General features: G+C 69.8%; 25 protein-coding genes. 15 read left to right on the forward strand and 10 right to left on the reverse strand.

Annotated elements, in window-relative coordinates:
- Position 1: 1 nt before the first annotated feature.
- Positions 2–466, reverse strand: coding sequence for a GtrA family protein (locus PFX91_RS11060; protein ID WP_285731404.1), 465 nt, complete (start codon positions 464–466; stop codon positions 2–4).
- Positions 467–696: 230 nt separating this feature from the next.
- Here PFX91_RS11060 and PFX91_RS11065 point away from each other — a divergent pair, with 230 nt between their 5' ends.
- From PFX91_RS11065 to PFX91_RS11075, 3 genes are read left to right on the forward strand one after another with little or no spacing between them, the layout of a single operon-like run.
- Positions 697–1,863, forward strand: coding sequence for a 5-(carboxyamino)imidazole ribonucleotide synthase (locus tag PFX91_RS11065; protein WP_285731405.1), 1,167 nt, complete (start codon positions 697–699; stop codon positions 1,861–1,863).
- Positions 1,860–2,435, forward strand: coding sequence for a 5-(carboxyamino)imidazole ribonucleotide mutase (gene purE / locus PFX91_RS11070; RefSeq protein ID WP_502888304.1), 576 nt, complete (start codon positions 1,860–1,862; stop codon positions 2,433–2,435). Before PFX91_RS11065 ends, purE begins: the two co-directional genes overlap by 4 nt.
- Before the next feature lie 25 nt (positions 2,436–2,460).
- On the forward strand, positions 2,461–2,916 hold the full coding sequence (locus tag PFX91_RS11075; protein WP_285731406.1) for an MFS transporter: 456 nt from the start codon (positions 2,461–2,463) through the stop codon (positions 2,914–2,916).
- A gap of 140 nt (positions 2,917–3,056) precedes the next feature.
- Here the strand turns inward: PFX91_RS11075 and PFX91_RS11080 are convergent, their stop codons facing one another.
- Positions 3,057–3,245, reverse strand: a complete 189-nt coding sequence (locus tag PFX91_RS11080; RefSeq protein WP_285731407.1) for a DUF397 domain-containing protein — start codon at positions 3,243–3,245, stop codon at positions 3,057–3,059.
- 9 nt (positions 3,246–3,254) lie between these two features.
- On the reverse strand, positions 3,255–4,097 hold the full coding sequence (locus tag PFX91_RS11085) for a helix-turn-helix domain-containing protein (protein WP_285731408.1): 843 nt from the start codon (positions 4,095–4,097) through the stop codon (positions 3,255–3,257).
- A gap of 202 nt (positions 4,098–4,299) precedes the next feature.
- On the opposite strand from PFX91_RS11085, the gene PFX91_RS11090 reads away from it, so the two are divergent.
- Genes PFX91_RS11090 through PFX91_RS11100 form a run of 3 tightly spaced genes read left to right on the forward strand, consistent with a single transcriptional unit; the run spans position 4,300 to position 5,155 of the window.
- Complete coding sequence (locus PFX91_RS11090; protein ID WP_285731409.1) at positions 4,300–4,617, forward strand: hypothetical protein; 318 nt, start codon at positions 4,300–4,302, stop codon at positions 4,615–4,617.
- On the forward strand, positions 4,614–4,964 hold the full coding sequence (locus PFX91_RS11095; protein WP_285731410.1) for a hypothetical protein: 351 nt from the start codon (positions 4,614–4,616) through the stop codon (positions 4,962–4,964). The genes PFX91_RS11090 and PFX91_RS11095 overlap by 4 nt, the downstream gene beginning before the upstream one ends.
- The gene (locus PFX91_RS11100) at positions 4,958–5,155 is read left to right on the forward strand and encodes a hypothetical protein (RefSeq protein ID WP_285731411.1); all 198 of its coding nucleotides are present in this window, start codon (positions 4,958–4,960) and stop codon (positions 5,153–5,155) included. Before PFX91_RS11095 ends, PFX91_RS11100 begins: the two co-directional genes overlap by 7 nt.
- A 593-nt stretch (positions 5,156–5,748) precedes the next feature.
- Here the strand turns inward: PFX91_RS11100 and PFX91_RS11105 are convergent.
- From PFX91_RS11105 to PFX91_RS11120, 4 genes are all read right to left on the reverse strand, one after another.
- Positions 5,749–6,462 (reverse strand): TNT domain-containing protein, encoded by a 714-nt coding sequence (locus PFX91_RS11105; RefSeq protein WP_502888305.1) that lies wholly within the window; start codon positions 6,460–6,462, stop codon positions 5,749–5,751.
- A 156-nt stretch (positions 6,463–6,618) separates the two neighbouring features.
- Entirely contained in the window at positions 6,619–7,950 is a 1,332-nt protein-coding gene (locus tag PFX91_RS11110; protein WP_285731412.1) for a UDP-glucose dehydrogenase family protein, read from the reverse strand.
- A 231-nt stretch (positions 7,951–8,181) separates the two neighbouring features.
- Positions 8,182–8,853 carry a YIP1 family protein gene (locus tag PFX91_RS11115; RefSeq protein WP_285731413.1) on the reverse strand — a complete coding sequence of 224 codons (672 nt, stop codon included), beginning with the start codon at positions 8,851–8,853 and terminating at the stop codon, positions 8,182–8,184.
- Positions 8,854–8,870: 17 nt separating this feature from the next.
- Positions 8,871–10,370, reverse strand: coding sequence for an LCP family protein (locus tag PFX91_RS11120; RefSeq protein ID WP_285731414.1), 1,500 nt, complete (start codon positions 10,368–10,370; stop codon positions 8,871–8,873).
- 386 nt (positions 10,371–10,756) lie between these two features.
- Here PFX91_RS11120 and PFX91_RS11125 point away from each other — a divergent pair, with 386 nt between their 5' ends.
- Positions 10,757–11,752 (forward strand): glycosyltransferase family 2 protein, encoded by a 996-nt coding sequence (locus PFX91_RS11125; RefSeq protein ID WP_285731415.1) that lies wholly within the window; start codon positions 10,757–10,759, stop codon positions 11,750–11,752.
- A 100-nt stretch (positions 11,753–11,852) separates the two neighbouring features.
- On the opposite strand, the gene PFX91_RS11130 is transcribed toward PFX91_RS11125, so the two are convergent.
- Both PFX91_RS11130 and PFX91_RS11135 read right to left on the reverse strand, forming a co-directional pair.
- Positions 11,853–12,632, reverse strand: a complete 780-nt coding sequence (locus PFX91_RS11130) for a glycerophosphodiester phosphodiesterase (protein ID WP_285731416.1) — start codon at positions 12,630–12,632, stop codon at positions 11,853–11,855.
- Positions 12,629–13,378, reverse strand: a complete 750-nt coding sequence (locus PFX91_RS11135) for an IspD/TarI family cytidylyltransferase (protein WP_285731417.1) — start codon at positions 13,376–13,378, stop codon at positions 12,629–12,631. Before PFX91_RS11135 ends, PFX91_RS11130 begins: the two co-directional genes overlap by 4 nt.
- Before the next feature lie 435 nt (positions 13,379–13,813).
- Between PFX91_RS11135 and PFX91_RS11140 the strand changes: the two genes are divergently transcribed.
- The 8 genes from PFX91_RS11140 to PFX91_RS11175 all read left to right on the forward strand — a co-directional run bounded on the left by PFX91_RS11140 (position 13,814) and on the right by PFX91_RS11175 (position 21,072).
- A complete protein-coding gene (locus PFX91_RS11140; protein WP_285731418.1) occupies positions 13,814–14,662 on the forward strand; it encodes an ABC transporter permease in 849 nt (282 codons plus the stop codon).
- Complete coding sequence (locus PFX91_RS11145) at positions 14,662–15,537, forward strand: ABC transporter ATP-binding protein (protein WP_285731419.1); 876 nt, start codon at positions 14,662–14,664, stop codon at positions 15,535–15,537. Before PFX91_RS11140 ends, PFX91_RS11145 begins: the two co-directional genes overlap by 1 nt.
- Before the next feature lie 210 nt (positions 15,538–15,747).
- Positions 15,748–16,581, forward strand: coding sequence for a hypothetical protein (locus PFX91_RS11150; protein WP_285731420.1), 834 nt, complete (start codon positions 15,748–15,750; stop codon positions 16,579–16,581).
- On the forward strand, positions 16,578–17,318 hold the full coding sequence (locus PFX91_RS11155) for a DUF5941 domain-containing protein (RefSeq protein ID WP_285731421.1): 741 nt from the start codon (positions 16,578–16,580) through the stop codon (positions 17,316–17,318). The genes PFX91_RS11150 and PFX91_RS11155 overlap by 4 nt, the downstream gene beginning before the upstream one ends.
- Positions 17,319–17,351: 33 nt before the next feature.
- The gene (locus PFX91_RS11160; protein ID WP_285731422.1) at positions 17,352–18,083 is read left to right on the forward strand and encodes a phosphocholine cytidylyltransferase family protein; all 732 of its coding nucleotides are present in this window, start codon (positions 17,352–17,354) and stop codon (positions 18,081–18,083) included.
- A gap of 5 nt (positions 18,084–18,088) precedes the next feature.
- Entirely contained in the window at positions 18,089–19,138 is a 1,050-nt protein-coding gene (locus PFX91_RS11165) for an iron-containing alcohol dehydrogenase family protein (protein WP_285731423.1), read from the forward strand.
- On the forward strand, positions 19,116–19,886 hold the full coding sequence (locus PFX91_RS11170; RefSeq protein ID WP_285731424.1) for a CDP-alcohol phosphatidyltransferase family protein: 771 nt from the start codon (positions 19,116–19,118) through the stop codon (positions 19,884–19,886). Before PFX91_RS11165 ends, PFX91_RS11170 begins: the two co-directional genes overlap by 23 nt.
- 319 nt (positions 19,887–20,205) lie before the next feature.
- Positions 20,206–21,072: a glycosyltransferase family 2 protein gene (locus PFX91_RS11175; RefSeq protein ID WP_285731541.1), complete on the forward strand. Its 867-nt coding sequence runs from the start codon at positions 20,206–20,208 to the stop codon at positions 21,070–21,072.
- Positions 21,073–21,391: 319 nt separating this feature from the next.
- Here PFX91_RS11175 and PFX91_RS11180 read toward each other — a convergent pair whose 3' ends face one another.
- Positions 21,392–21,883, reverse strand: a complete 492-nt coding sequence (locus PFX91_RS11180; RefSeq protein ID WP_285731425.1) for a MarR family winged helix-turn-helix transcriptional regulator — start codon at positions 21,881–21,883, stop codon at positions 21,392–21,394.
- Between the last annotated feature and the right edge of the window lie 45 nt (positions 21,884–21,928).

A 21,928-nucleotide genomic window follows, 5' to 3' on the forward strand; every position in this document is an offset into this window, starting at 1 on the left:
CTCAGGGGACCGGGTCGCGTGGCGGGGTCTCCCGCGGTTCCGGAAAGACCCAGGTGCGGTAGGAGAAGAACCGGAAGAGCGTGCCAAGGCCCACGCCCACCACGTTGCCCGCGATGTTGCGTGCGAGCGGACCGTCCAGACCGAGCACGTACACCGTCGCTCCCAGGCAGCCCAGCTGTATGAGCATTCCGACGCCGTTCATGAGCAGGAAGAGCGCCGTCTCACGGCCGTACCCGGTACGGGCCCGGTCACCGAAGGTCCAGAAGCGGTTGCCGACGAAGGCCACCGCGATGGAGCACAGCGTTCCGATCACCTGACCGGTCAGTGGGGCCGCGCCGGCCACGCCCCACAGCAGGTTCGTCGTTCCCAGCTGCACCGCGTAGGCCACGGCGCCCACCGACCCGAACCTGCCCAGTTCGCGGACGAGCCGGGCAAGCCCCGGGTGGCGGGAGAGGAGATCGCGCACGGCCTGTGCCTTCCGTGGTGTGGTCGGGTGGACGCGGAGCGGTCGCCCGTCGGCGCGGGGCCGCCGGAGCGACGGCACCCGGAGACGACCCGCGTGTACGCCCTAGACTCTGGACCGGGGCCCCAGCAGGACCCCGGCCGCGGGTTCCGAGCCGAACCGGCCAGGTCCCGCAAGTCGAGCGGGGCCGCCCCGTCACCGCGGTTGACGAGCAGCATGTGAGTTGAGGAACTGTGAGCGAGCGTAACCGCACTGTCCCCCGCGTGGGAATGGTGGGAGGAGGCCAACTCTCCCGGATGACCCACCAGGCCGGGATCGCCCTGGGGGTCGACTTCTCGGTACTGGCGGCCGGTCCCACCGACAGCGCCGCGCTGGTCTGTGGTGACGTCGTCCTGGGGGACGACCGCGGCTTGGACGACGTCCTCGCCTTCGTCAAGGCCAACGACGTGGTCACCTTCGACCACGAGCACGTGCCCGAACCCGTCCTGCGGGCGGCGGAGGAGGCCGGAGGACTGCTGCGCCCCGGACGCGACGCCCTGCGCTTCGCCCAGGACAAGCTGCGTATGCGTACGCGCATGGCCGAACTGGGCGCGCCCTCGCCACGCTGGCGGGCGGTCACCGCCCTGGAGCACGTGGTCGACTTCGCCGAGGAGGAGAGCGGGCCCGGCCGGCCGGTCGTGCTCAAGGCCGCCCGGGGCGGCTACGACGGCAAGGGCGTGTGGATGGTCGACGACGTCGACCAGGCCCGCGAGGTGGTGGAACGCGCCGCCGCCGAGGACGTGCCGCTCCTGGTGGAGGAGAAGGTCGCCTTCTCCCGGGAGCTGGCCGTGCAGGTGGCCCGCTCCCCGCACGGGCAGGTGGCGGTCTATCCGGTGGTGGAGACGGTGCAACGCGGCGGTGTCTGTCACGAGGTGATCGCCCCCGCACCGCACCTGGACGAGGACAGGGCGCTGCGCGCCCAGCGGTTGGCCATCGAGATCGCACACGCCCTGGACGTGACCGGGATGCTCGCCGTGGAGCTGTTCGAGACGGCCGACGGAGTGGTGGTCAACGAACTCGCCATGCGCCCGCACAACTCCGGTCACTGGAGCATCGAGGGCGCGCGCACCTCCCAGTTCGAGCAGCACCTGCGAGCGGTGCTGAACCTGCCGCTGGGTTCGCCGCGTACCAACGCGCCCTTCACCGTCATGGCCAACCTTCTGGGCGGTGAGGACCCCGAGGTCTACCGCCGCTACCTGCACGTCATGGCCAAGGACCCCGAGGTGAAGATCCACTTCTACGGCAAGGACGTGCGTCCGGGCCGCAAGATCGGGCATGTCACCGTGATGGGCGACGACCACGAGGATCTGCTGGAACGCGCCCGAGACGCCGCCGCCTATCTGCGAGGAGACGACCAGTGACCGAGAGCGCCAACGGACGGGAGCCGGGCCGGGACGGGAGCCCCACGGGAGATCCCGTGGTGGGGATCGTGATGGGCTCGGACTCCGACTGGCCGGTGATGCGCGAGGCCGCCGAGGCCCTGCGCGAGTTCGGTGTCCCGTTCGAGGCCGACGTGGTCTCCGCGCACCGCATGCCGCACGAGATGATCGCCTACGGCTCCGAGGCCGCCGGACGCGGCCTGAAGGTGATCATCGCCGGTGCCGGTGGGGCGGCCCACCTGCCCGGCATGCTCGCGTCGGTGACGACCCTGCCCGTGGTGGGCGTCCCGGTGCCGCTGAAGTACCTGGACGGCATGGACTCGCTGCTGTCCATCGTGCAGATGCCCGCCGGGGTGCCCGTGGCCACCGTGGCCGTGGGCGCCGCGCGTAACGCCGGTCTGCTGGCGGTGCGGATGCTGGCGGCGCACGACGCGGAGCTGACCGAGCGCATGGCCCGTTTCCAGGAGGAGCTGAGGTCCCGGGCCCGCGCCAAGGGCGAACGCCTGCGCCGGGAGGCGGCCGGTGACGGAACCACGGCGGGCTTCGGCTTCTGACCGGCGCTGAGACGTCGTCGGACGAGTGGGGCGGGGAGAGGCCTCAGGGCGCTCCCCGCCCTCCATCCTGTCCCTGATCCGCGGCATGTTCGCCGATCCCGGTCAACGGGTCACGGCGGTCGGCGCCTGGACCATCGCCTTCACCGGCGGGGCGGTGGTCGGCGCGCTCCTCGGCGGTGCTCTCCTGGAGTTCTTCTGGTGGGGCTCGGTCTTCCTCGTCAACCCGCTGTTCATGGTCGTGCTGGTGGTCGCCGCACCCCTGGTGGTCCCTGAGTCGCGCGACCCCCGTCCCGGCGGTTTCGACCTACCGGGCGCGGCGATCTTCCTGGTCGCGGTACTCGCACTGGTCTACGCGGCCAGGGCCTGGCCGAACATGGGGTCGAGGGTCGGTACTTGGGCGTCGCGGTGGTCGGCGCGCTCCTCCTCACGCTGTTCGTGGTCCGCCGAAGACGGATCGCGCGTCCGTGGGAGCACCTCCTGAAACCTCAACGTCATTGACCTGCGGAGATACATGGTGCGCCCGGGGCTGGCCGGGCGACCGCATGGGCCGGTAGGCTCAGTGCTGGAACGAGTACACGAAGGCCCCCGACTAAGAGCCGGGGGCCTTCGCTCTTCCCACGTTCAGCGAGAAGTCTTCACGCTGTCGACGAACGCCCTCCATTCAGGCGACGCGAACAACAGGTGCCCCCGGTCACGGTTCTTCGTGTCGCGGACAGCGGACACTCCCGGCGCGTCTGCCACCTCCACACAGTTCTGCTGCTGCGTGTAGGACGACGTGCGCCAGGAAGCCTCAGCAGGGAACGAGTACATCGGCACTTCCTATCGGGTGATCATCTTCTTCAGGTACGGGATCGTCCGCTCCTCATCGAGCGCCGACGTGCGGATGTGATCCCACAGCCGCCGGTACTGGGCGACCTCCGCCTCACGCTCCAGGTACAGACCATCGGTGTACGTCTCCAAGTACACGATCGGTCCCGCAGGTTCGGCGAACTCCATGATCACGAACGGCCCGGTAGCGCCAGCATGCACCCCCGCGTCTGTGGGCAACACCTGAATCGTCACATGGTTTGAAGAATCTGCGAGCTCAATGAGGTGTTCGACCTGCTCGCGCATCACCTCAGGGGCGCCGCCGAGGCGCTGGAGGGCGTGCTCCTCGATGACTGCCCAGAGCTGGGTGGGGTTCTCCCCGGCGAGGATCTGCTGACGGTGCATCCGCGCGTCGACGGCCCGCTGGATGTCCTCGGGGTCACGCCAGAGCCGGGCGCGTTGCATGAGCCGTGCCAGGTCGGGGGTCTGTAGTAGGCCGGGGATGCCGAACGCTTCGTAGTTCGCGATGCTGGTGGCTTCGGCTTCCAGTTCCACGTAGGAGCCGGTGAGGATGTCGTCGTACCGAGTCCACCATCCTCGCTGCTGCGCATGTCGGACCAGAGCGAGGACCGCTTCGTACTGAGGGTCGGCAGGGTCCACGCCGTACTCGTGCATCAGCGCTCTGATCTCCACCACCGAGGGCTTCTTTCGCTCGCCTGTCTCGATGTGACCGAGCTTGGCCCGTGACCACTCCAGCCGCTTCGCGGCTTCTTCGAGGCTGAGGTCAGCCTCCTTGCGCATGCGGCGCAGGATCGCGGAGAGCTGTCTCCTGCGGATCGTGGGACTGGCTGCCACCTTGGCCTTCCTGATGCGTGTGCGCTGCTTCTTCGTGGTGTTGATGGTAGCTCCCAGGGCGAGAAACCGGACATTTAGCAATCTAAGGATGGAGGTCTATTCCGTAGCACTTGAATCTTAGATTTCTAGGGTTCACTATGGGTGGCGTACTCGTTTCCTGTCGCCCAGTTCCAGGCGGCACTCGTACCGGAGGTGTGCGCCCATGGCGCCCCGTTATCTGCTCTTGGCCTTGTCTGCGGTGTCCCTCGTGACCCGCGCTCTCGTCCACCGCACCCGTGTTACCGTGCGCCGACGCGCTCACCGTGTGCGCCGCTACGCCCGGAACGTGCGCCCCGCCCGCCCCAACGTGATCACCGGGCCTATCCCGCTCATCACCGCGCTAACCGCGTCGGGGGCCGACGCCCCGCCCCTGCCCGCCTGCCCGTCCCTGCCGTGGGACACGCGCCGCATCGACCGGTCCCGCTTCGGCCTGGCCGTGCTCCTCGACCTGGCGTTGCCCCGTCTGGAGGTGGCCGGATGATCCCCGACCCGCGACCGGTGATCCCGCCCCCGTGCGGGGAAAGCGCCCTCGACACGTGTGCCCGGCGTCGGGTGTGTGTGGAGGAGGCCGGGCACGACGGTGTGCACGTGGACGTGACCGGCTACCGGTGGGAGGAGCCCCAAGCCGTGCTGGCCCGGCTCCACCAAGCCTGGGGAAGCACCCACCGCATCGCCTGGACCGGTACCTACTGGGTGGCCACCGCGCGCGACCGGCGTGCTCGTTGGCGCTCCCACGTGGAACCCACCCCCGCCCAGCTGGAGGCCGACCTTCACCGCCACACCGGCCACCCACCGGTCCCGCACCCCAGGAAGGGAACCCCGTGGTGACCGCACGACGCAGGCCACGGCCGGGTGCCACGTCGGCCGACCGTCCGCTCACCCCCGCCGAACAGGAAGCGGTGGAACGCCAGAGCGCCTACCTGGCCTGGGTCCGCGCCACCCACCCCGACACCGGACCGGGACTGTTCACCGGTGGCGTGTGCGGCGGCTCGCCTCGGCGAGACGAGAAGGACCAGTAGACCCCCGCGCGGCCAGGTGGTGTTCCCGTCCTGCTTGGCCGTGCGGGACCATACGTCGCCCTCGACGTACTGGGGGGTGGCCAGGGCGACGCCGGCACCACAGGTGCCGGGTGTCCGGGGTGTGGTGGCCGACAGCAGACCCCCACACCCCGGACGCGAAACGGCCGGATGTGGCCACTCCCCCCATGCCAGAGCCCTCACCACGTGGGGATGACCTCATGCCCAACGAAACGGTGTCTGTGCGGTTACACGGCGGCCCTGCGTGCCGGCACGGCCAGACGATCCCCACCACCCACACCCGCGCCGCCCTCGAAGCGATTCCCGAGGAGGACCTCGGGCGCTCCCGATCGTCGACGGCGAGCACCTTCCCGACCGTGGCCCCGACGAAGACGAAGCCCCGCGCGCCCACCACGCGCCCGCGCGCGGCGGCCGGTATCCCCGAGAACCGGTGCCGACTCCGGGGCGGCCCTGGCCATCGCGGTCCTCGGCACCGCCGCCGTCTACCGCACCACCATGGAGCGGGAACCGCCCGAGGTCGGCGGAGTAGGGGTCGGGACGGGGGCCGGCCACGTCCGGCCGCCGGTCCCTGGGGATCAGCCGGCGAGGTAGTCGGCGAAGCCCCGCGGCATGGAGCACCTCCACGGGGCCCTCTCCTGGAGGAGGCCCTCCTCCAGGAGCAGGGCGACCGAGGCGTACTCCGCCTCCGGCTCCTCCACCAGGCCCTCGGCGGGGACCAGGACCTGCTCACCGCCGCCGGGCTGCTCGAAGTGCGGCGCGATCGGGCCCACCACGGCGGGAAGGGGAGCCGTCACCTCGTAGCAGTTGTAGTTGTGCTCGGGCCCGTCCGGCCAGGTGTTCAACGAGTCCGGCGGGAGCGCACGCCGCGGGTAGGGCGCGCCCGCCGGAGCCAGGAACGAACCGCGGGGGGAGCCGAACCGGTCCAGCATCCACCCCTCCGGCAGGACGCGGGTCTCGGTGACGGGTTCGCCGTACTCCACGACGAAGCCCATGTGGTCGGGATAGTCCCAGCCCTCGGGGGTGGCCCAGCGCTCCAGGAACTCCACCGGGGAGAGTCCACCGAGCCGGTCGTACCCCTCCAACAGCCGGCCCACCGGGCCGTCCTCGGGAAGGTCGGCGGGGCCCAGCCGGGGATCACCGCACAGATACCTCTCCCGATCCTCCTCGGAAGGAGGCGGGACGAGCACCGGGCAGTGCGCGGTCTGGGGTGCGACCGGCTCCGCGTGGGCGGAGGACACGGTCAGGGCCAGCCCCAGCAGGGCGGCGCCGATCGTCGCTGGAAACTTCACGGACAGGACTCCGTTCGTCCTCGGACACCCGGCCCGATGCCGAGTGTGCTCAAGAAATCACGGAGTGGAGAAGCACAGAGGAAGGCGAGCCTCAGGGGACGCGCCGGAGAAAGCACGCGGCCGGGTCCCACGGGACCCGGCCGCACATGTGCACGCCTACTGGCGACCCAACGCCCGGTAGGTCCATCCCGAGGCACGCCAGTACGTGGGATCGAGCGCGTTGCGGCCGTCCACGATGCGTCTGCGGGCCACGACCTCGGCCAGCTTGTCCGGATTGGCCTCGCGGAACTCCGCCCATTCGGTGAGCAGCAACACCACGTCGGCACCGCGCGCCGCCTCCAACATGGAGTTCGCGTAGTTCAGCTGCGGGTGCTCCTCACGGGCCCGCTCCAAGGCGGCGGGGTCGTACACCGTCACCTTCGCGCCGAGGGAGGCGATGGTGGAGGCCACGTCCAGCGCGGGGGAGTCGCGGATGTCGTCGGAGTTGGGTTTGAACGCCGCGCCCAGCACGGTCACCGTGCGACCGGCGAAACTACCGCCGATCAGCTGGCGGGCGATGTCGATGGTGCGCGCTCGGCGGCGCTGGTTGATCGCGTCCACCTCGCGAAGGAAGGACAACGCGGGCTCCACGCCCAGCTCGTCGGCGCGCGCCATGAACGCGCGGATGTCCTTGGGCAGGCACCCTCCGCCGAAGCCCAACCCCGGGCCGAGGAACTTGCCGCCGATGCGGTCGTCGTAGGACAGCGCCTCCGCGAGCTGGATGACGTCGGCGCCGGCCACCTCCGAGACCTCCGCCATCGCGTTGATGAAGGAGATCTTCGTGGCGAGGAAGGCGTTGGCCGCCACCTTGACCAGCTCCGCGGTCTGCATGTCGGTCACGAGGAAGGGGATCCCCTCGTCGATCTGCTGCTGCCACAGCGTCCGCACGGCCTTCTCCACACGTGGGGAGTCGGTGCCGATCACGATCCGGTTGGGGCGCAGGGTGTCCTCCACACCGAAGCCCTCACGAAGGAACTCCGGACTCCACCCCAGCTCCGCAGCCTCACCGGCGGGGGCCAGCGCGGACAGTCGTGCGGCCAAGGTCGCGGCGGTGCCGACCGGGACGGTCGAACGGCCCACGACCACGGTGGGCCGGGTCAGGTACGGGGCGAGCCGGTCCACCGCGGCGTTGACGTAGCGCAGGTCCGCGGCGCCGGAGTCGTCGCGCTGTGGTGTGCCCACACAGATCAGGTGCAGGTCGGCGAACTCGGCGGCCTCGGCGTAGGAGGTCGTGAAGCGCAGACGTCCGGTCGCGAGGTTGGCGGTGAGCAGTTCGTCGAGGCCCGGCTCGTAGAAGGGCACCCTGCCGGAGCGGAGTATCTCGATCTTGGCCTGGTCGACGTCGAGGCCCAGGACCTCGAACCCCATCTCGGCCAGGCAGGCCGCGGTGGTGGCACCCAGGTACCCGGTCCCTATGACCGAGACGCGCATACGGTCCGCTTCGACCACTGGCTTGTGTCCTTCCTCGCTTTCGTCCGCTTCCGTGCTGCTGTTGTGCCCACTGAAGGCGGTCAGCACCCTGTTCGAGGTGAGAAAACGGACATGATTCGGCCTACGGGTGACGCCCGGGCGCGATGCATCACCTTATGCGCCGGAGTGCGGCGCTTGACCGAACACGGCGTGAACAGTCAGGCGCTCAGGCTAGCCGGTGGGTCCGGAGCCGCGGGCGCGGGGTGGGCCTCAGCGCGGGCGGTCCCGCAGCGTTCCGGTCTCGTCGTGGGCGTCCTCCAGGGGCGTCCACACCGCGCCCGTCTCACCACGGCGGAAGGGGATCGTCGTCTTGTTCGGATCGCCTTCGAGATCGTCGTCGACCATCGGTCGCGCCTCGGGGAACACCTCGGGAAGGGTGTCGCCCGGCACTGCCTCGACCGGGTCCGGCTCAGACGCCGAGCGGCGGTACTCCTCCCGGCTCGTGGTGGCCACGACCCGGTCTGCCGAGGGCGAGTCCGCACCGTGGGAGACCCGCCACCGCGGGGGTGCCACGGCTGTGGCGGCCAGCAGGGTCCCCAACGGCAGGGCCAGGGCCAGTCCCGCCCCGGACGGGTACAGCGAGCTGTCCTCGTTGAGCCAGGACAACGCCGGTTCCATGGAGGACGGGTGCACCACGGGCCACAGACACAGTGCCAGGAGCAGGACGCCGCCGGCCCCCGCCACCAGAGGCGAGACGCGGGAGACCACCAGGTAGGCGCACACCGCCCCCAGGAGGAACAGCACCACCGCCGACGACACCGTGGACACCGTCACCTCGCCCTCCGCGAGGCGGGGAAGGAGAGCGGACGACCACGCGGCGGCGATCCACAGCACGGGGGCCAGGGCGACACCGGCGAGGAAACCGGCCAGGTGTCGGAACACGACAATCCCTCCTCGGGTCATCCGCAGACGTTGTCCCGCGCGGTCGAAACGGTCGGGGAGCCCTTGTCGGGGGAGGAATCCCCCTCCGGGGCGTCGTTCCCGTTCTCGCTCTCGGGGACCTCGAACGTCGTGTAGTTGAATCCGACCACGATCTGGAGCTCATCGCCCAGGGCGCCGTCCTCCACGATCCGCGACCCGGGGATCATCCCGGCCACGTACTCGGCCGCCGCCTCGTCGCCCGGCCCGTGCCGCACCTGGCTCTCGGCGATGTCGCTGGAGCTCCAGTTCGACGCCGGGGCGGTCACCTGGAACCCGGAGGTGCGCAGGGCCTCGTCCAGCTGTGAACCCAGGCCCGGCGCGCCGATCCCGTTGAACACCCGCACCCGGATGTCGGCGGGGTCGGGAGCGGAGCCCGCGTCGGGGGAGGGCTCCTCCGACCCGGAGATCGGCCTGTCGGCCTGGACCCGGGCGAACAACTCCCGTGCGGCCGGTTCGTCCCACAGCAGGGCGACGTCCCCGCGCTCGGTCCAGTGCTCCATGTCGGCGATGGGGGTCTGGGTGAAGTCGACCGCCTCCATGTCCAGGTCGCGCATCTGGTAGGCGAGTTCGTTGATCGTCCGGGTGTCCAGCCCCTGGTCCACGGTCACCGACGACAGGGAACTGTCCAGGAAGTCCGTCAGTTTGGCGGGGTTGGAGAGGGTCTCGGTGCTCAGCGCCTTGTCGAGCATCGCGGACAGTACCTGCTGTTGGCGGTCGATCCGGTCCAGGTCCCCCTGGGAGGTGGCGCGCGTGCGGGCGAAGGCCAGGGCCTCGGTACCGTCCACATGGTGGGTCCCGGCGTCCATGTCCAGGTGGGCCTTGGGGTCGTTGATCGGTTCGGGCAGGCACACCTCGATGCCGCCCAGGGCGTCCACCACGTCCACGAAGCCGTGGAAGTCCACCTCGACGTAGTGGTCGACGCGGACACCGGTGAGCGCCTCCACGGTCCGCACGGACAGCTGCGGCCCACCGTAGGCGTAGGCGGCGTTGATCTTGTCCTCCCCCTGGCCGGGGATGTCCACCCACAGGTCGCGCGGGATGCCCACGACCGTGACGCGGTCGCGCTCGTGGTTGAGCCGTACCAGCATGATGGTGTCGGAGCGCTGCCCCGGGGTGGAGCCCAGGCTCAGCTCCTCCTCGTCCTCCCGGTTGGTCCCGTCACGGCTGTCGGAGCCGATCACCAGGAAGGTCAGGCCGCCCGTGGGCTCGGGACGGCCCTCCTCGGACAGGCCGCCGAACACGTCGAACCGGTTGAGGCTGCCCGACATCCAGCCGGTGAGCGCCCATGAGGTCCCCGAGGCGAACAGGACCAGCAAGGACAGCGCGCTCATCAGCAGCAGTCCGGCGCGGCGTCGCCGGGCCGCCGCACTGGGCACGGTCACCCGTCCGGACCTGGGAGAGGGCTCGGGTGGAAGGGGTAGAGAACGCTTGCGTCGCAGTTCCTCCGGTCCGTTCCTTCCGGCGCCGTCGTCGCTCATCGGCATCCCCGTCCCAACCGGTCAACGGTGTCCACATCCTTAGGTTGTCACCCGTTCCGTGCGAGTGCGCGGGTTGCCGGGTCCCGGCGTGTTGTCCCTTCCGACCGTCCCTCGTCCCTTCTGACGCCGCTGGAAAAGGAAGGGTTCCGGGTGATATTTCGTCCTGAGGTGGGTCTGAGGCCTTTGCGTTATCAGAACCTTCGCCTGAACGAGCCGGGAGGTTCCTTCCCCGGAGCCGGGGTCGATGTCCCCGGCCGCCCCGCCCGGTGCGCGAAGAGCGCTGCCACCGGCCTCGTCACGGGGCGAGCGGACCGTGCGGGTGCAGTACCGTTGACGCGCGTACGCTCCTACGCAGTTCCGACATGTCTTGACCCTGGGAAGTGTCCGTGTCCTGGCCGCCTGTCTCCGTCGTCATGCCCGTACTCAACGAAGAGCGCCACCTCGCCGCCGCGGTGGAGCACGTCCTCGCCCAGGACTACCCGGGCGAACTGGAGGTCGTCCTCGGGGTCGGCCCGTCCTCGGACCGCACCCGCGAGGTCGCCGACGGACTCGCCGCCGCCGACTCCCGGGTCAGGGTGGTGGACAACCCCACCGGGAAGACCCCGGCGGGACTCAACGCGGCGATCAGAGCCTCCTCGCACGACATCGTCGCCCGTATCGACGGGCACGCGATGATGCCCTCGGACTACCTGAGGGTGGCCGTGGAGACGCTCCGCGAGACGGGCGCCGACAACGTCGGCGGCATCATGGCGGCCGAGGGGACGACCCCGTGGGAGAAGGCCGTCGCCGCGGCGATGACCTCCAAGGTGGGCGTGGGCAACGCGCGCTTCCACACCGGTGGCGAGGGCGGTCCGGTCGACACCGTGTACCTGGGCGTCTTCCGGCGGTCGGCGTTGGACCGGGTCGGCGGTTACGACGAGGCGTTCCTGCGCGCCCAGGACTGGGAGATGAACCATCGCATCCGCCAGAGCGGAGGGACGGTGTGGTTCCAGCCGCGCATGCGGGTCTCCTACCGTCCCCGCCGCAACGTGCGTCTACTCGCCAAGCAGTACTTCCACTACGGCCGTTGGCGCAGAGTGGTCGCCCGTCAGCACAAGGGCACCATCAACATGCGCTACCTGGCCCCGCCCATCGCCCTGGTCGGTGTGCTCGTCGGGCTGGTCGGCGGCTTCTTCCTCTGGCCGCTGTTCCTGGTCCCGGCCGCCTACCTGGCCCTCGTCACGGCCGCGACGGTGCCTCTGGGCCGTGGGCTTCCTCTCGCCGGCCTGGCGATGATCCCGGTCGCGTTGGCCACCATGCACATGTCGTGGGGCGCGGGGTTCATCACCAGTCCACCCGGACTCGGCTCGGACTCGCGCACGGCGCAGGCCGCACGCTCCTGAGGAGCCCGGCGCCTCCTCCGACCGTGTCCGCGCGCCGGGGCCGCCCACCGACGAGGAGTTCACCGCCGAGAAGGTCGGACCCCTCGACCGGATCCGACGGTCAGGCGTCCCCGGGATCGGCGTCGAGCCCCTTGAGGGCGGACACCACGCCGGGGACGTCGTCCACCACGACCGCGTCCATCCCCGCCTCGGCGAAGCGGGCGGCGTCCACCGGGTCGGGGCACCACGAGAGCACCTCGATCCCCGCACGGTGCGCCAGGTCCACGGTGTACTCCACGGAGCGGCGGCCGGGACGCGGCGCGTCCCCGGTCAGGCCGAAGGAGCGTGCGTCGATCGCCACGAGCGGGCATCCCATGCCGACCGCGCCCGCCACCGCCTGGTCCAGGGGGTTGCGCACGAACGGCATCCACGCCGTGGGGACCCGGGGCGCCCCCTCGTGGACGGACAGCAGGACGCCGGGGTCGAAGGAGCAGACGAACACCCGGCGGCGCGCGGCCTCCCGGCGCAGGTACGGCAGGAGGAGGCTCACCGTCCGCCGTGCCGGAGCGTCGACCGCGTCCTCCATCACCGACTTGACGTCCACGTCCAGACCCACGTCGTCGGGGAAGGCGTCCAGGCCCTCGTCCAGGCCCACCAGGCCCGCCTCGGCGCACTCTCGGGCGGTCAGGTCCACGATCGCGCGGCCGTCGTCCAGCGCGGCGTCGTGGTACAGCACGAGCGCGTCGTCCGCGGTGCGGCGCACGTCGATCTCGATCCAGTCCGCCCCGGCCCGCGCCGCCGCCACGAACGACTCCACCGTGTTCTCCCGTGCGCCGTCGACGACGCCGCGACCCGCGCCCCGGTGACCGATCACCTCGGTCGCCTCGAACACCCGGTTCACGCCTTCGCCCCCGTCGGTCCGGTGTGCTCGCGCATCCGGCGCAGCAGCGTCTCGGCGACCTCGATGTCGCCCGGGTTCGTCACCTTGATGTTGCCCTCCTCGCCCGGCACGATCCGTACCTCCTCCTCCGGCAGGTAGCGCAGCACCACACCGCAGTCGTCGGTGGCCACCAGGTGGGGGTCGGCCATGGCCGACTCGTAGGCGCGGCGGATCACGCCGAGCCTGAACCCCTGGGGGGTCTGCATCCTGCGCAGTTCATCGCGCGGCGGCACGTGTGCGATCACCTGGCCACCGGAGCGGCCCGGCGCCACCCGCACCACGGTGTCGGAGCTGGGCACCGCCACCCCGACCGCCCCCGCCTCCCGGAGGGCCGCCGTACACGCGCTGATCGTGGCCGGTCGTACGAGCGGACGCGCCGCGTCGTGCAACAGCACGAGGTCGGTGTCGGCGGCGTGCTCCATAGCCGCCAGGGCCGCCATGGAGGTGTCGGTGCGGGTCGCGCCCCCGGGAAGCACCGCGCCGACCTTGCCGAACCCGGCCTCGGCGACGAGGCCGCGCACGTACTCCAGGTGCTCCCGCACCATGAGCACGATGATCTCGTCCACGTCGGGGCACGCCTCGAAGGCGGCGATCGTGTGCTCGATCACCGGACGCCCCGCCAAGGGCAGTAGTTGCTTGGGCGAGGACGCGCCCATCCGCGCACCGACCCCTCCGGCCAGGATCGCCGCGATCACGCGCGGACGCATGGCTCCACCTCGTTTCCGTCGTTCGCGGTCGCGCCGCTCCGCACCCGTTCACCATGACGTCTTGTCTCGCCCATGGTCGCTCTCCGTACCGAGAGCGGCGTGGGTGCGGCAAACAGCGTAGGCCGAACCTTCCGCGAGCCGTCCGGGCGGTCGCCCAGGGCGGGAGACAGAACGCGCATTTCCGACAGGTGGGGTGGCGCGACTCGTCGTTCACAGCGGTAACCTATGGACGCCTGTATGGCGTGCCCGGCACGGACCACCTCCGAGATGCGGTCGTGAAGCCGGGCGCGGTCCGTGACATCCCCCGGTCGCCAGGACACCCTCCCCCCTGTTTCGGCACGGCACGCGGGGTGGACCGCGCGTGTCGGCCGGTGCGCGCAGGCGGACACGAACACGCCTGTCCGGCACATCGTGGACCGGACGAGACATCAATCCTTGGAGGTGGCGGTGGCGTCAAGGGCGCTGGCCGTCTGGGAGCACCGGAAGGTCGTCGGCCTCCTGGTCCGGCGCGACCTGAAGGTCAAGTACCAGCAGTCCGTACTGGGGTACGCGTGGACGATGTTGGAGCCGTTGGCTCTGACGATGGTCTACTTCTTCGTCTTCGGCGTCATCCTCAACGCCAACCGGGGACTGCCGGAGGAGGCCATGGCCCAGGGCGGCTTCCTGCTGTTCCTCGTGGCCGGGATCCTGCCGTGGAACACCTTCGGAGCCATCATGTCGGAGGCTCCGAGGGCGATGATCACGCACTCCAAACTGATCACCACGATGAAGGTGCCCCGGGAGATCTTCCCGCTGGCCACCGTCGGCACGAAGTTCGTCGAGTACCTGCTCACCTGGCCGGTGCTGATCGTCTTCGTGATCGTCCTGGGCGGCAGGCCCTCGTGGGAGGGCGTGCTGGTCTGGCTGCCGCTGGCCATCGTGTTGCAGTTCACCTTCGGACTCGGCCTGACCCTGTTCCTGTCGGCGGTCAACGTACTGCTGCGCGACGTGGAACGCCTGGTGCGCATCGTCACGCGCCTGCTGTTCTACGGTTCGGCGATCCTCTTCCCGGCCGCGATGGTGCTCGACTCCGCCGAGGTCCCCGCGTGGGCCAAGACGGCCTTCCAGCTCAACCCGTTGCTGGGTATCTTCGAGATGCATCGTTCCGTGTGGTTCGCGAACTTCGAGGAGTTGACTCCGACCACCGTCGCGTTGGCCGCGTCGGTGATCGGCTCGATTCTGATGCTGGTCATCGGATACTGGACGTTCCGCCGTCTTGAGATGTCCGTCCTGAAGGAGTTGTGATGGCGCACCCGACCTACGGCGCCGGGCTCACCACCGGGCCGGTCATCGAGGCCAAGGGGCTAGGCGTCAAGTTCGCCGTGAACCGCCGACGCAAACGCAGTCTGCGCGAGATGTTCATCCACGGGAACAAGCGCGACCCCAACGCCGAGGGCGACGAGTTCTGGCCGTTGCGCGACGTGACGTTCGAGATCGGCAAGGGCGAGTGCGTGGGCATCGTCGGCAAGAACGGCACCGGAAAGTCGACCCTGCTCAAGCTCATCGCCGGAGTGCTCATCCCCGACGAGGGCGAGGTCCACGTCCACGGCAAGGTCGCCCCGTTGCTGGAGCTGCGTGCCGGCTTCAACGACAACCTCACCGGACGTGAGAACGTCTACCTGGTCGGCTCCCTGCACGGGATGACCGAGAAGCAGATCGACGAGCGTTTCGACGAGATCGTCGACTTCGCCGAGATCAAGTCCAGGTTCGTGGACACCCCGGTGCGTCACTACTCCAGTGGCATGAAGGTGCGCCTCGGATTCGCGCTCATTTCCCAACTGGAGCACCCGATCATGCTGGTCGACGAGGTGCTCGCGGTGGGTGACAAGGCGTTCAAGCGCAAGTGCTACGAGGCCATCGACCGCATGCTGGCCAACCAACGCACGATGGTCCTGGTGTCGCACAACGAGAAGGACCTGCGCCGGTTCTGCAACCGCGGGCTGTACATCAAGGGCGGTGGACTGGCCCTGGACACCGACATCGACGCCGCCCTCGCCGCCTACAACGAGGACACCAAGCTGGAGATCGACGAGCGCAAGAAGCGCGACGCGGCGAAGAAGAAGCGTGCGGAACAGGCCGAGCAGGACGGTGCCGACGGCGACGGCGGCCAGGCCGCCTGAGCGTTCTCGCGAACCCTTCCCCGGCGGGGACGGGCCGGAACGTGCGCGCTGTCGAAGGATTCGGTGGTGCGCGCGTTCGCGTCCCCACGTGTCCGAAAAAGCCCCACGGGGCTCCTGGAATGCCCTGAACCACTGACGCGTGTCAGTGATTGAACGACCACACACCGTGAGGAACGGTGTCTCCCAGCAGAACCGGGGGAGGGCACGTCCATGGCCGACAGCGGCACGGTGGCGCGGTTGGTCGCGCGGACACTGGAACGCAGACACCTCACGCGAGCCGGGATGACGCGGATCGGCGCCCTGGTGGCGATCGGCGCGGCGGTCTGGTTCTCCCGGGCCGACACGGTGGGGGGCCTGATGGGATCGGCCCTGCTCGGCGTGGTCCTGTTCTGTGACGCGGTCCGTGGGCACATGCGGGCCGACCGTCATGACGCCCTCACCCTGTGGCTCGCGCAGATGCTGGCGCACCTGCGCGAGTACGCGGTCCACCTCGGCCTGGCCGTCGGGGCGGTGCTGGCCGGAATCAACGGGGCCTGGGGTTGGGCCGCCGGCGCGCTCGTGGCCTTGGCCTTGCGCGACTCGCTCCTTGAGGCGGGGAACGCTCCGGCCGCCTCCGTGGCGGGGCGCGGGGGAAAGCGGTCCCCCGCCTTCCGCGAACACGCGGGAGGACTCGGGGGGCCACCGGGGTCTCGGTCCTCCCACGCCTCACGGAGGAGCGATCCCGTCCTGACCGCCCGTCTGTTCGGCGCCACCGTGATCACGGACGCCGGCACGGCGAGTTCCCCCGACACCCCCGAGCCCCGTACCGAGGGAGGAGGACGATCCCCGGTCCCCGAGGCCACGACGCCGGCGGGACGACGCCGTTGCGTGGGCTCACCGCTCCGTTCCCTGCTGGCCTTCCCCCAACCCGTGCGGTTCACGGTCGTCGCGGTCGCCGCCACGCTGTGGGACGCGCGCGTCGCCTTCGTCACCCTCGTCTTCGGGTGCGCCGTCGCGATCACCGCGCATCTGGTCGACCCCGCGGACCACGGGGCGGACCGATGACCGCGGGCGAGGCGAACGGCCGGGCGGAGCGGCCCGGACGACGGTGCGAACCCCTCAGGCCCGATCTGCGCCTCCTCCGTGACGACGGCCGGATCTGCCTCCTGCTCGGCAGGATCGCGCCGGGGGCCGTGCCTCCCCTGCTCCCCGCGCTCACCGGTGCCCTGATCGTGGGGACGCTCCTCGTGGCGGGCCATGGACGGCTGACAGGTATTACCCTGTTTGCACCGGTTGCCGCCCTGCTACTGTCCGGATTGGCCTCGGGCCACCCCCACGACGGTCGGTTCGACTGGCTCGTACCGCCCGTCCTCCGCGTCACCGAGTACGGATATCTGGCGGTTCTGGGACTGGCCTCCGGTGTGCCGGGTCCCCTTGTGTCCGTACTCTTGGTGGTGGTCGTCTGCCTACACCGCGACGACGTCGCACGTCCCGCGGTGGGGACGGTCCGGAGGGACGGCGTACGCGCGGCGGCGTTGGGCTGGGACGGTCGCATGCTCGTCATCGCTGTCGGGGGAGCGTTTCACGCCCTTCCTCCCGCATACGGCATACTCACGGGATACCTGGTGGTGCTGCTCGTCCATGAGGCGGTGCGCACCTGGAGTTCGACACCGGTGACCGACGTGCGAGTCCGCACCACAGCCGCAGACGACGGCGTCACCGACCGGACTGACGCTGGGAAAGCCCGAACCGACCGCACAGGCGGGGCCCGATCGGCCACGGGAACGAACGGGGAGGCGTGAGAGCCTTCCCGACCTAAGGAGGAACACGCCCTCATGCTCGGAATGGTTCTCGCCGCAGGCGCGGGGCGCCGTCTGCGCCCTTACACAGACACCTTGCCCAAGGCCTTGGTGCCCGTCGACGGTGAGACGACCATCATGGACATCTCGCTGCGCAACCTGGCCGCCGTCGGGCTCACGGACGTGGTCGTCGTGGTCGGCTACCGCGCCGAGGCGGTCGAGGCCCGCAAGGAGGCTCTGGAGGAGCGCCACGGGGTCAAGCTCACCCTCAGCTACAACGACAAGGCCGAGGAGTGGAACAACGCCTACTCCCTGTGGACCGCGCGTGAGTTCTTCTCCGAGGGCGTCCTCCTCGTCAACGGTGACACGGTGCACCCCGTGAGCGTCGAGAAGACGCTGCTCGCCGCCCGGGGTCCGGAACTCCTCCTCGCGGTGGACGACGTGAAGAGCCTCGCCGACGAGGAGATGAAGGTCACCCTGGACGACGAGGGTCACCTGCGCCACATCACCAAGCTCATGGACCCGGCCACCGCCGCGGGCGAGTACATCGGGGCCACCCTCATCGAGGGCTCCCTGGACGCCCGACTCGCCGACGCGCTCAAGGCCACCTGGGAGCGCGACCCGCAGCTGTACTACGAGGACGGCTACCAGGAGCTGGTCGACCGCGGTGAGAAGGTCGCCGTGGCGCCCATCGGCAAGGTCGACTGGGTGGAGGTCGACGATCACGACGACCTGACCAAGGCGAGGGAGATCGCGTGCCGCTACTAGCTCGTATGCTCCCGTCCCCGCTGGCGATCGACGTCCGGCGGGGCGCGGTCTCCTCCCTGGGGTCCGTGCTCGCCGACCGGCGTATCGCGACCGAGGGGCGCATCGCCGTGGCGGTGGGGCCGGGCCAGGGCGCGCAGATCGCCGCCGACCTGGACCTGCCGCAGTGCGAGGTCTTCCACGTCAGCGAGGGCACCGTCGACGCGGCCACCGAGTTGGGGAAGAAACTCCGCTCGGGCGCCTACGAGGCGGTCGCCGGGATCGGTGGCGGCAAGACCATCGACGTCACCAAGTTCGCGGCGACCATGGCGGGCATTCCGATGGTGGCCGTGGCCACCAACCTGGCCCATGACGGTATCGCCTCACCGGTCAGTTCCCTGGAGCACGAGGGCGGTAAGCCCTCCATCGGTGTGACCATGCCCCTCGCGGTGGTCATCGACCTCGACTACGTCCGTGCCGCCCCCTCCCACCTGGTCCGCTCGGGCATCGGTGACGTGATCAGCAACATCTCGGCCATCGAGGACTGGGAGCTGGCGGGCCGGGTGAACGGCGAACCGGTGGACGGCATGGCCGCCACCTTCGCCAGGGTCGCGGCCGAGGCGGTACTGCACCGACCCGACTCGGTGGAGTCCGACGCCTTCCTCACCGTGCTCGCCGAGGGGTTGGTGCTCTCGGGCATCTCCATGTCGGTGGCGGGGTCCAGCCGTCCCGCCAGTGGTGCGTGCCACGAGGTTCTGCACGCCGTCACCCACCTCTACCCCGGCATCAGCAACCACGGTGAACTCGCGGGGCTGGGAACGCTGTACGCGTCCTTCCTGCGGGTGCGGCACCTGGGCTGGCCGGAGGCTCGGCTGGGAGAGCTTCGGGACTGCCTGCTCCGCCACGAACTGCCCATCGTGCCCTCCGACGTCGGACTCGGTCACGACGAGTTCGTACGGGCGGTGGTCCACGCCCCGGACACCAGGCCGGGACGGTTCACCATCCTGGAGCATCTCGACCTCTCCGAGGACGAGATCGGACGGAGCGTCAAGGACTATGTCGAAGCCGTCGGTCGCTGAGGTCCGGGCGGGCGGCCAGCCCGCCGGGATCAAGGAGCGGACCAACGAGGAACACTGGGCGGGTCGTCTCTACATGCGCGACCTGTCCCCGTATCTGACCACGCTCTTCGTCCGACTCGGCGTTCCTCCGAACCCGATCACCTATCTGATGATGGTGTTCGGCGTGCTCGCGGGCGTCGTGGTCGCCTTCGGCGGTCTGTGGTCGGCGATCGTGGCCGCGCTGCTGGTACAGGTGTACCTGTTGCTGGACTGCTCCGACGGTGAGGTGGCCCGTTACACGGGTCGCACCAGCGTCGCGGGGATCTACCTGGACAGGATCGGCCACTACGTCTCCGAGATCGCCCTCCTCGTGGGGCTGGGCATCCGCGCCCAAGGGGAGTGGGAGCCGGGAGGCTGGGTCGTGCTGGGCATGACCGCCGCGATCGGTGTCGCGCTGATCAAGGCCGAGACCGACAACGTGGTCGTGGCACGTGCCAAGGCGGGGCTTTCGGAGGAGATCCCCGACGAGGCGATGAGTCCGCGTTCCTCCGGACTCAGCCTGGCCCGCCGTCTGGCCTCGGCCCTCAAGGTGCACCGCCTGATCCAGGCGGTCGAACTGTCCCTGATCGTCGTCGTCGTGGCCGTCGTTGACGTGTTCCTCGGCGACCTGACGGCCACGCGGATCCTCGTGGCGGCGTGCGCGGCCGTGGCGGTGTTGATGAGCTTCGCGCACTTCGTGAGCGTGCTCGCCTCGCGGCGCCTCGAATGAGTCCCCGATGACGCGGGCAACGCGCCAGTGACCATGACGTCATATTCGGGGCCGTGCGGGTTACCCTGTTCACGGCCCCGGACATCTGCCGTTTATTTCTTCGTTAGTCCGTTTCCGCGAGTGTTGGCGTGTGTCAACCTTTCGGAAACACGTCGTCCACTGAATGGTCGCAAGCATGGCCACACCCGTGACTCCATCCTCGTCGAGCTCAGGCAATACCGAGACCGAGGTCTCCTCGGCCTCCACGGAGCAGGAGCAGCCCCGAGCGCCTGAAGAGGAGCACTCCCAGGCACCCAGAGCCGAACGGAGCCGCTCCGAGGTGCCCGTGTTGACCCTGTCCTGTGTCGTCCTCACGATGGGCAACCGTCCCGCCGAACTACGCCGCGCGATCACCAGTGTGTTCGAGCAGGAGGACGCGGACATCGAGGTGGTGGTGGTCGGCAACGGCGCGGACCTGCCGGAACTGCCCGAAGGCGTCGTCCAGGTGCGCCTGCCGGAGAACGTGGGCATTCCCGAGGGACGCAACCACGGTGTGCGGGAGGCCAAGGGCGACGTCATCCTGTTCCTGGACGACGACGGCTGGTATCGGTCCCCGGACCTGGCCCGGCACGTACGCGACCGCTTCGCCGCCGACCCCTCGCTGGGCGCCCTGTCCTTCCGGATCGCCGATCCCGACGGCGGGCCCGACCAACGCCGTCATGTGCCTCGTCTGCGCGTGGGGGACCCCCGCAGGTCGAGTGTGGTGACCACGTTCCTGGGCGGGGCGTGCGCCATCCGCCGTACCGCGTTCGAGGCGGGCGGTGGCCTGCCCGGTGACTTCTTCTACGCACACGAGGAGACCGATCTCGCCTGGCGGATCATGGACGCCGGTTACGGGATCGAGTACGACGCCGAAGCGGTGATGTACCACCCGGCGGTGGCCCCCACCCGACACGAGAACTTCTACCGGCTCAACGCGCGCAACCGGGTGTGGCTGGCCAGGCGCAACCTTCCCTGGCTCCTGGCCCTGCTCTACCTGACCGTCTGGGTGGGCCTGACCGTGATGCGTGAGCGCGACCGGAGCGCGTTGCGTTCCTGGTTCGCCGGCTTCCGTGAGGGCTGGCGGGAGAACCCCGGACCGCGCGCTCCGATCCGCTGGTCGACCGCCTGGCGGATGGCCCGTGCGGGTCGTCCACCGATCATCTGATCCGGAGAACGGCGTGTCGCCCGTGTCGTCGGCTCCGGGGCCCGGTGAACGGCCCGAACCGAAGGAAGCCCCCGCAGACTCGCGGGGGCTTCCTTCGGTTCGGCGGTGGTGTCCCTCCCCGCGTGGGAGGACCGGGCCACGGTCGATCGCCGCCCTGCCCGAAGGTGATTGTTGTCGCTTGACAATAGTTGATGTTCTCGGCATTGTGAGACCTCGGGAAGTCCGCCTCACGGCGGTCGCGGACCCGGGCAGCCCGGGAAAGCGGAGGTCTCCCCCTTGAGTGGTGTCGGTTCCTCCGTCCGGATTCCACGCGGCGGTCTCAGGCCGTACGGAAGTTCGGTCGTTCCGAACTTCCGGAATGCTCGTCGGAGCGGTTCGCCGCCTGGCGGAAGGACGTGAGCCCCTCCAGGAGCATCGCCCGTTTCCGCGGGGGCATGCGTGCGATGACCTCCTGGAGCTCCACCTCCCTGCGCGCCCTGAGGTCACGGAGGAAGGAACGACCGCTCTCGCTCAGCCAGAGCCTCAGTTCCCGACGGCTGTTCGGACTCGCTGTCCGCTTGACGAAACCGACCGCCTGTAGGCGGTCGCACAGCCTGCTCACGGACGGAGGGGTGGAACCCAGGCGCTCGGTGACGGTACGCAGGTTCACGCCGTCCTCCTCCTCGAGGACGAAGAGGACCTTGAGTTGTGGAGGGGAGACGGGAGAGGAGGCGACCTCGCGCCCACGTCCCCACAGCACTTCCATCAGTTCGGTGACAGCGGAGGCCGCACGGGCCGCGTCACTCGCCTGTTCCTGCGATTCAGGACTCACTTTCCACTCTCACAAATCGCGTCTGTGAGTAGTACCCGGCCGTGT

Source organism: Nocardiopsis sp. ATB16-24, from assembly GCF_030271535.1.
In the GTDB taxonomy this organism is placed as follows: Bacteria; Actinomycetota; Actinomycetes; order Streptosporangiales; family Streptosporangiaceae; genus Nocardiopsis.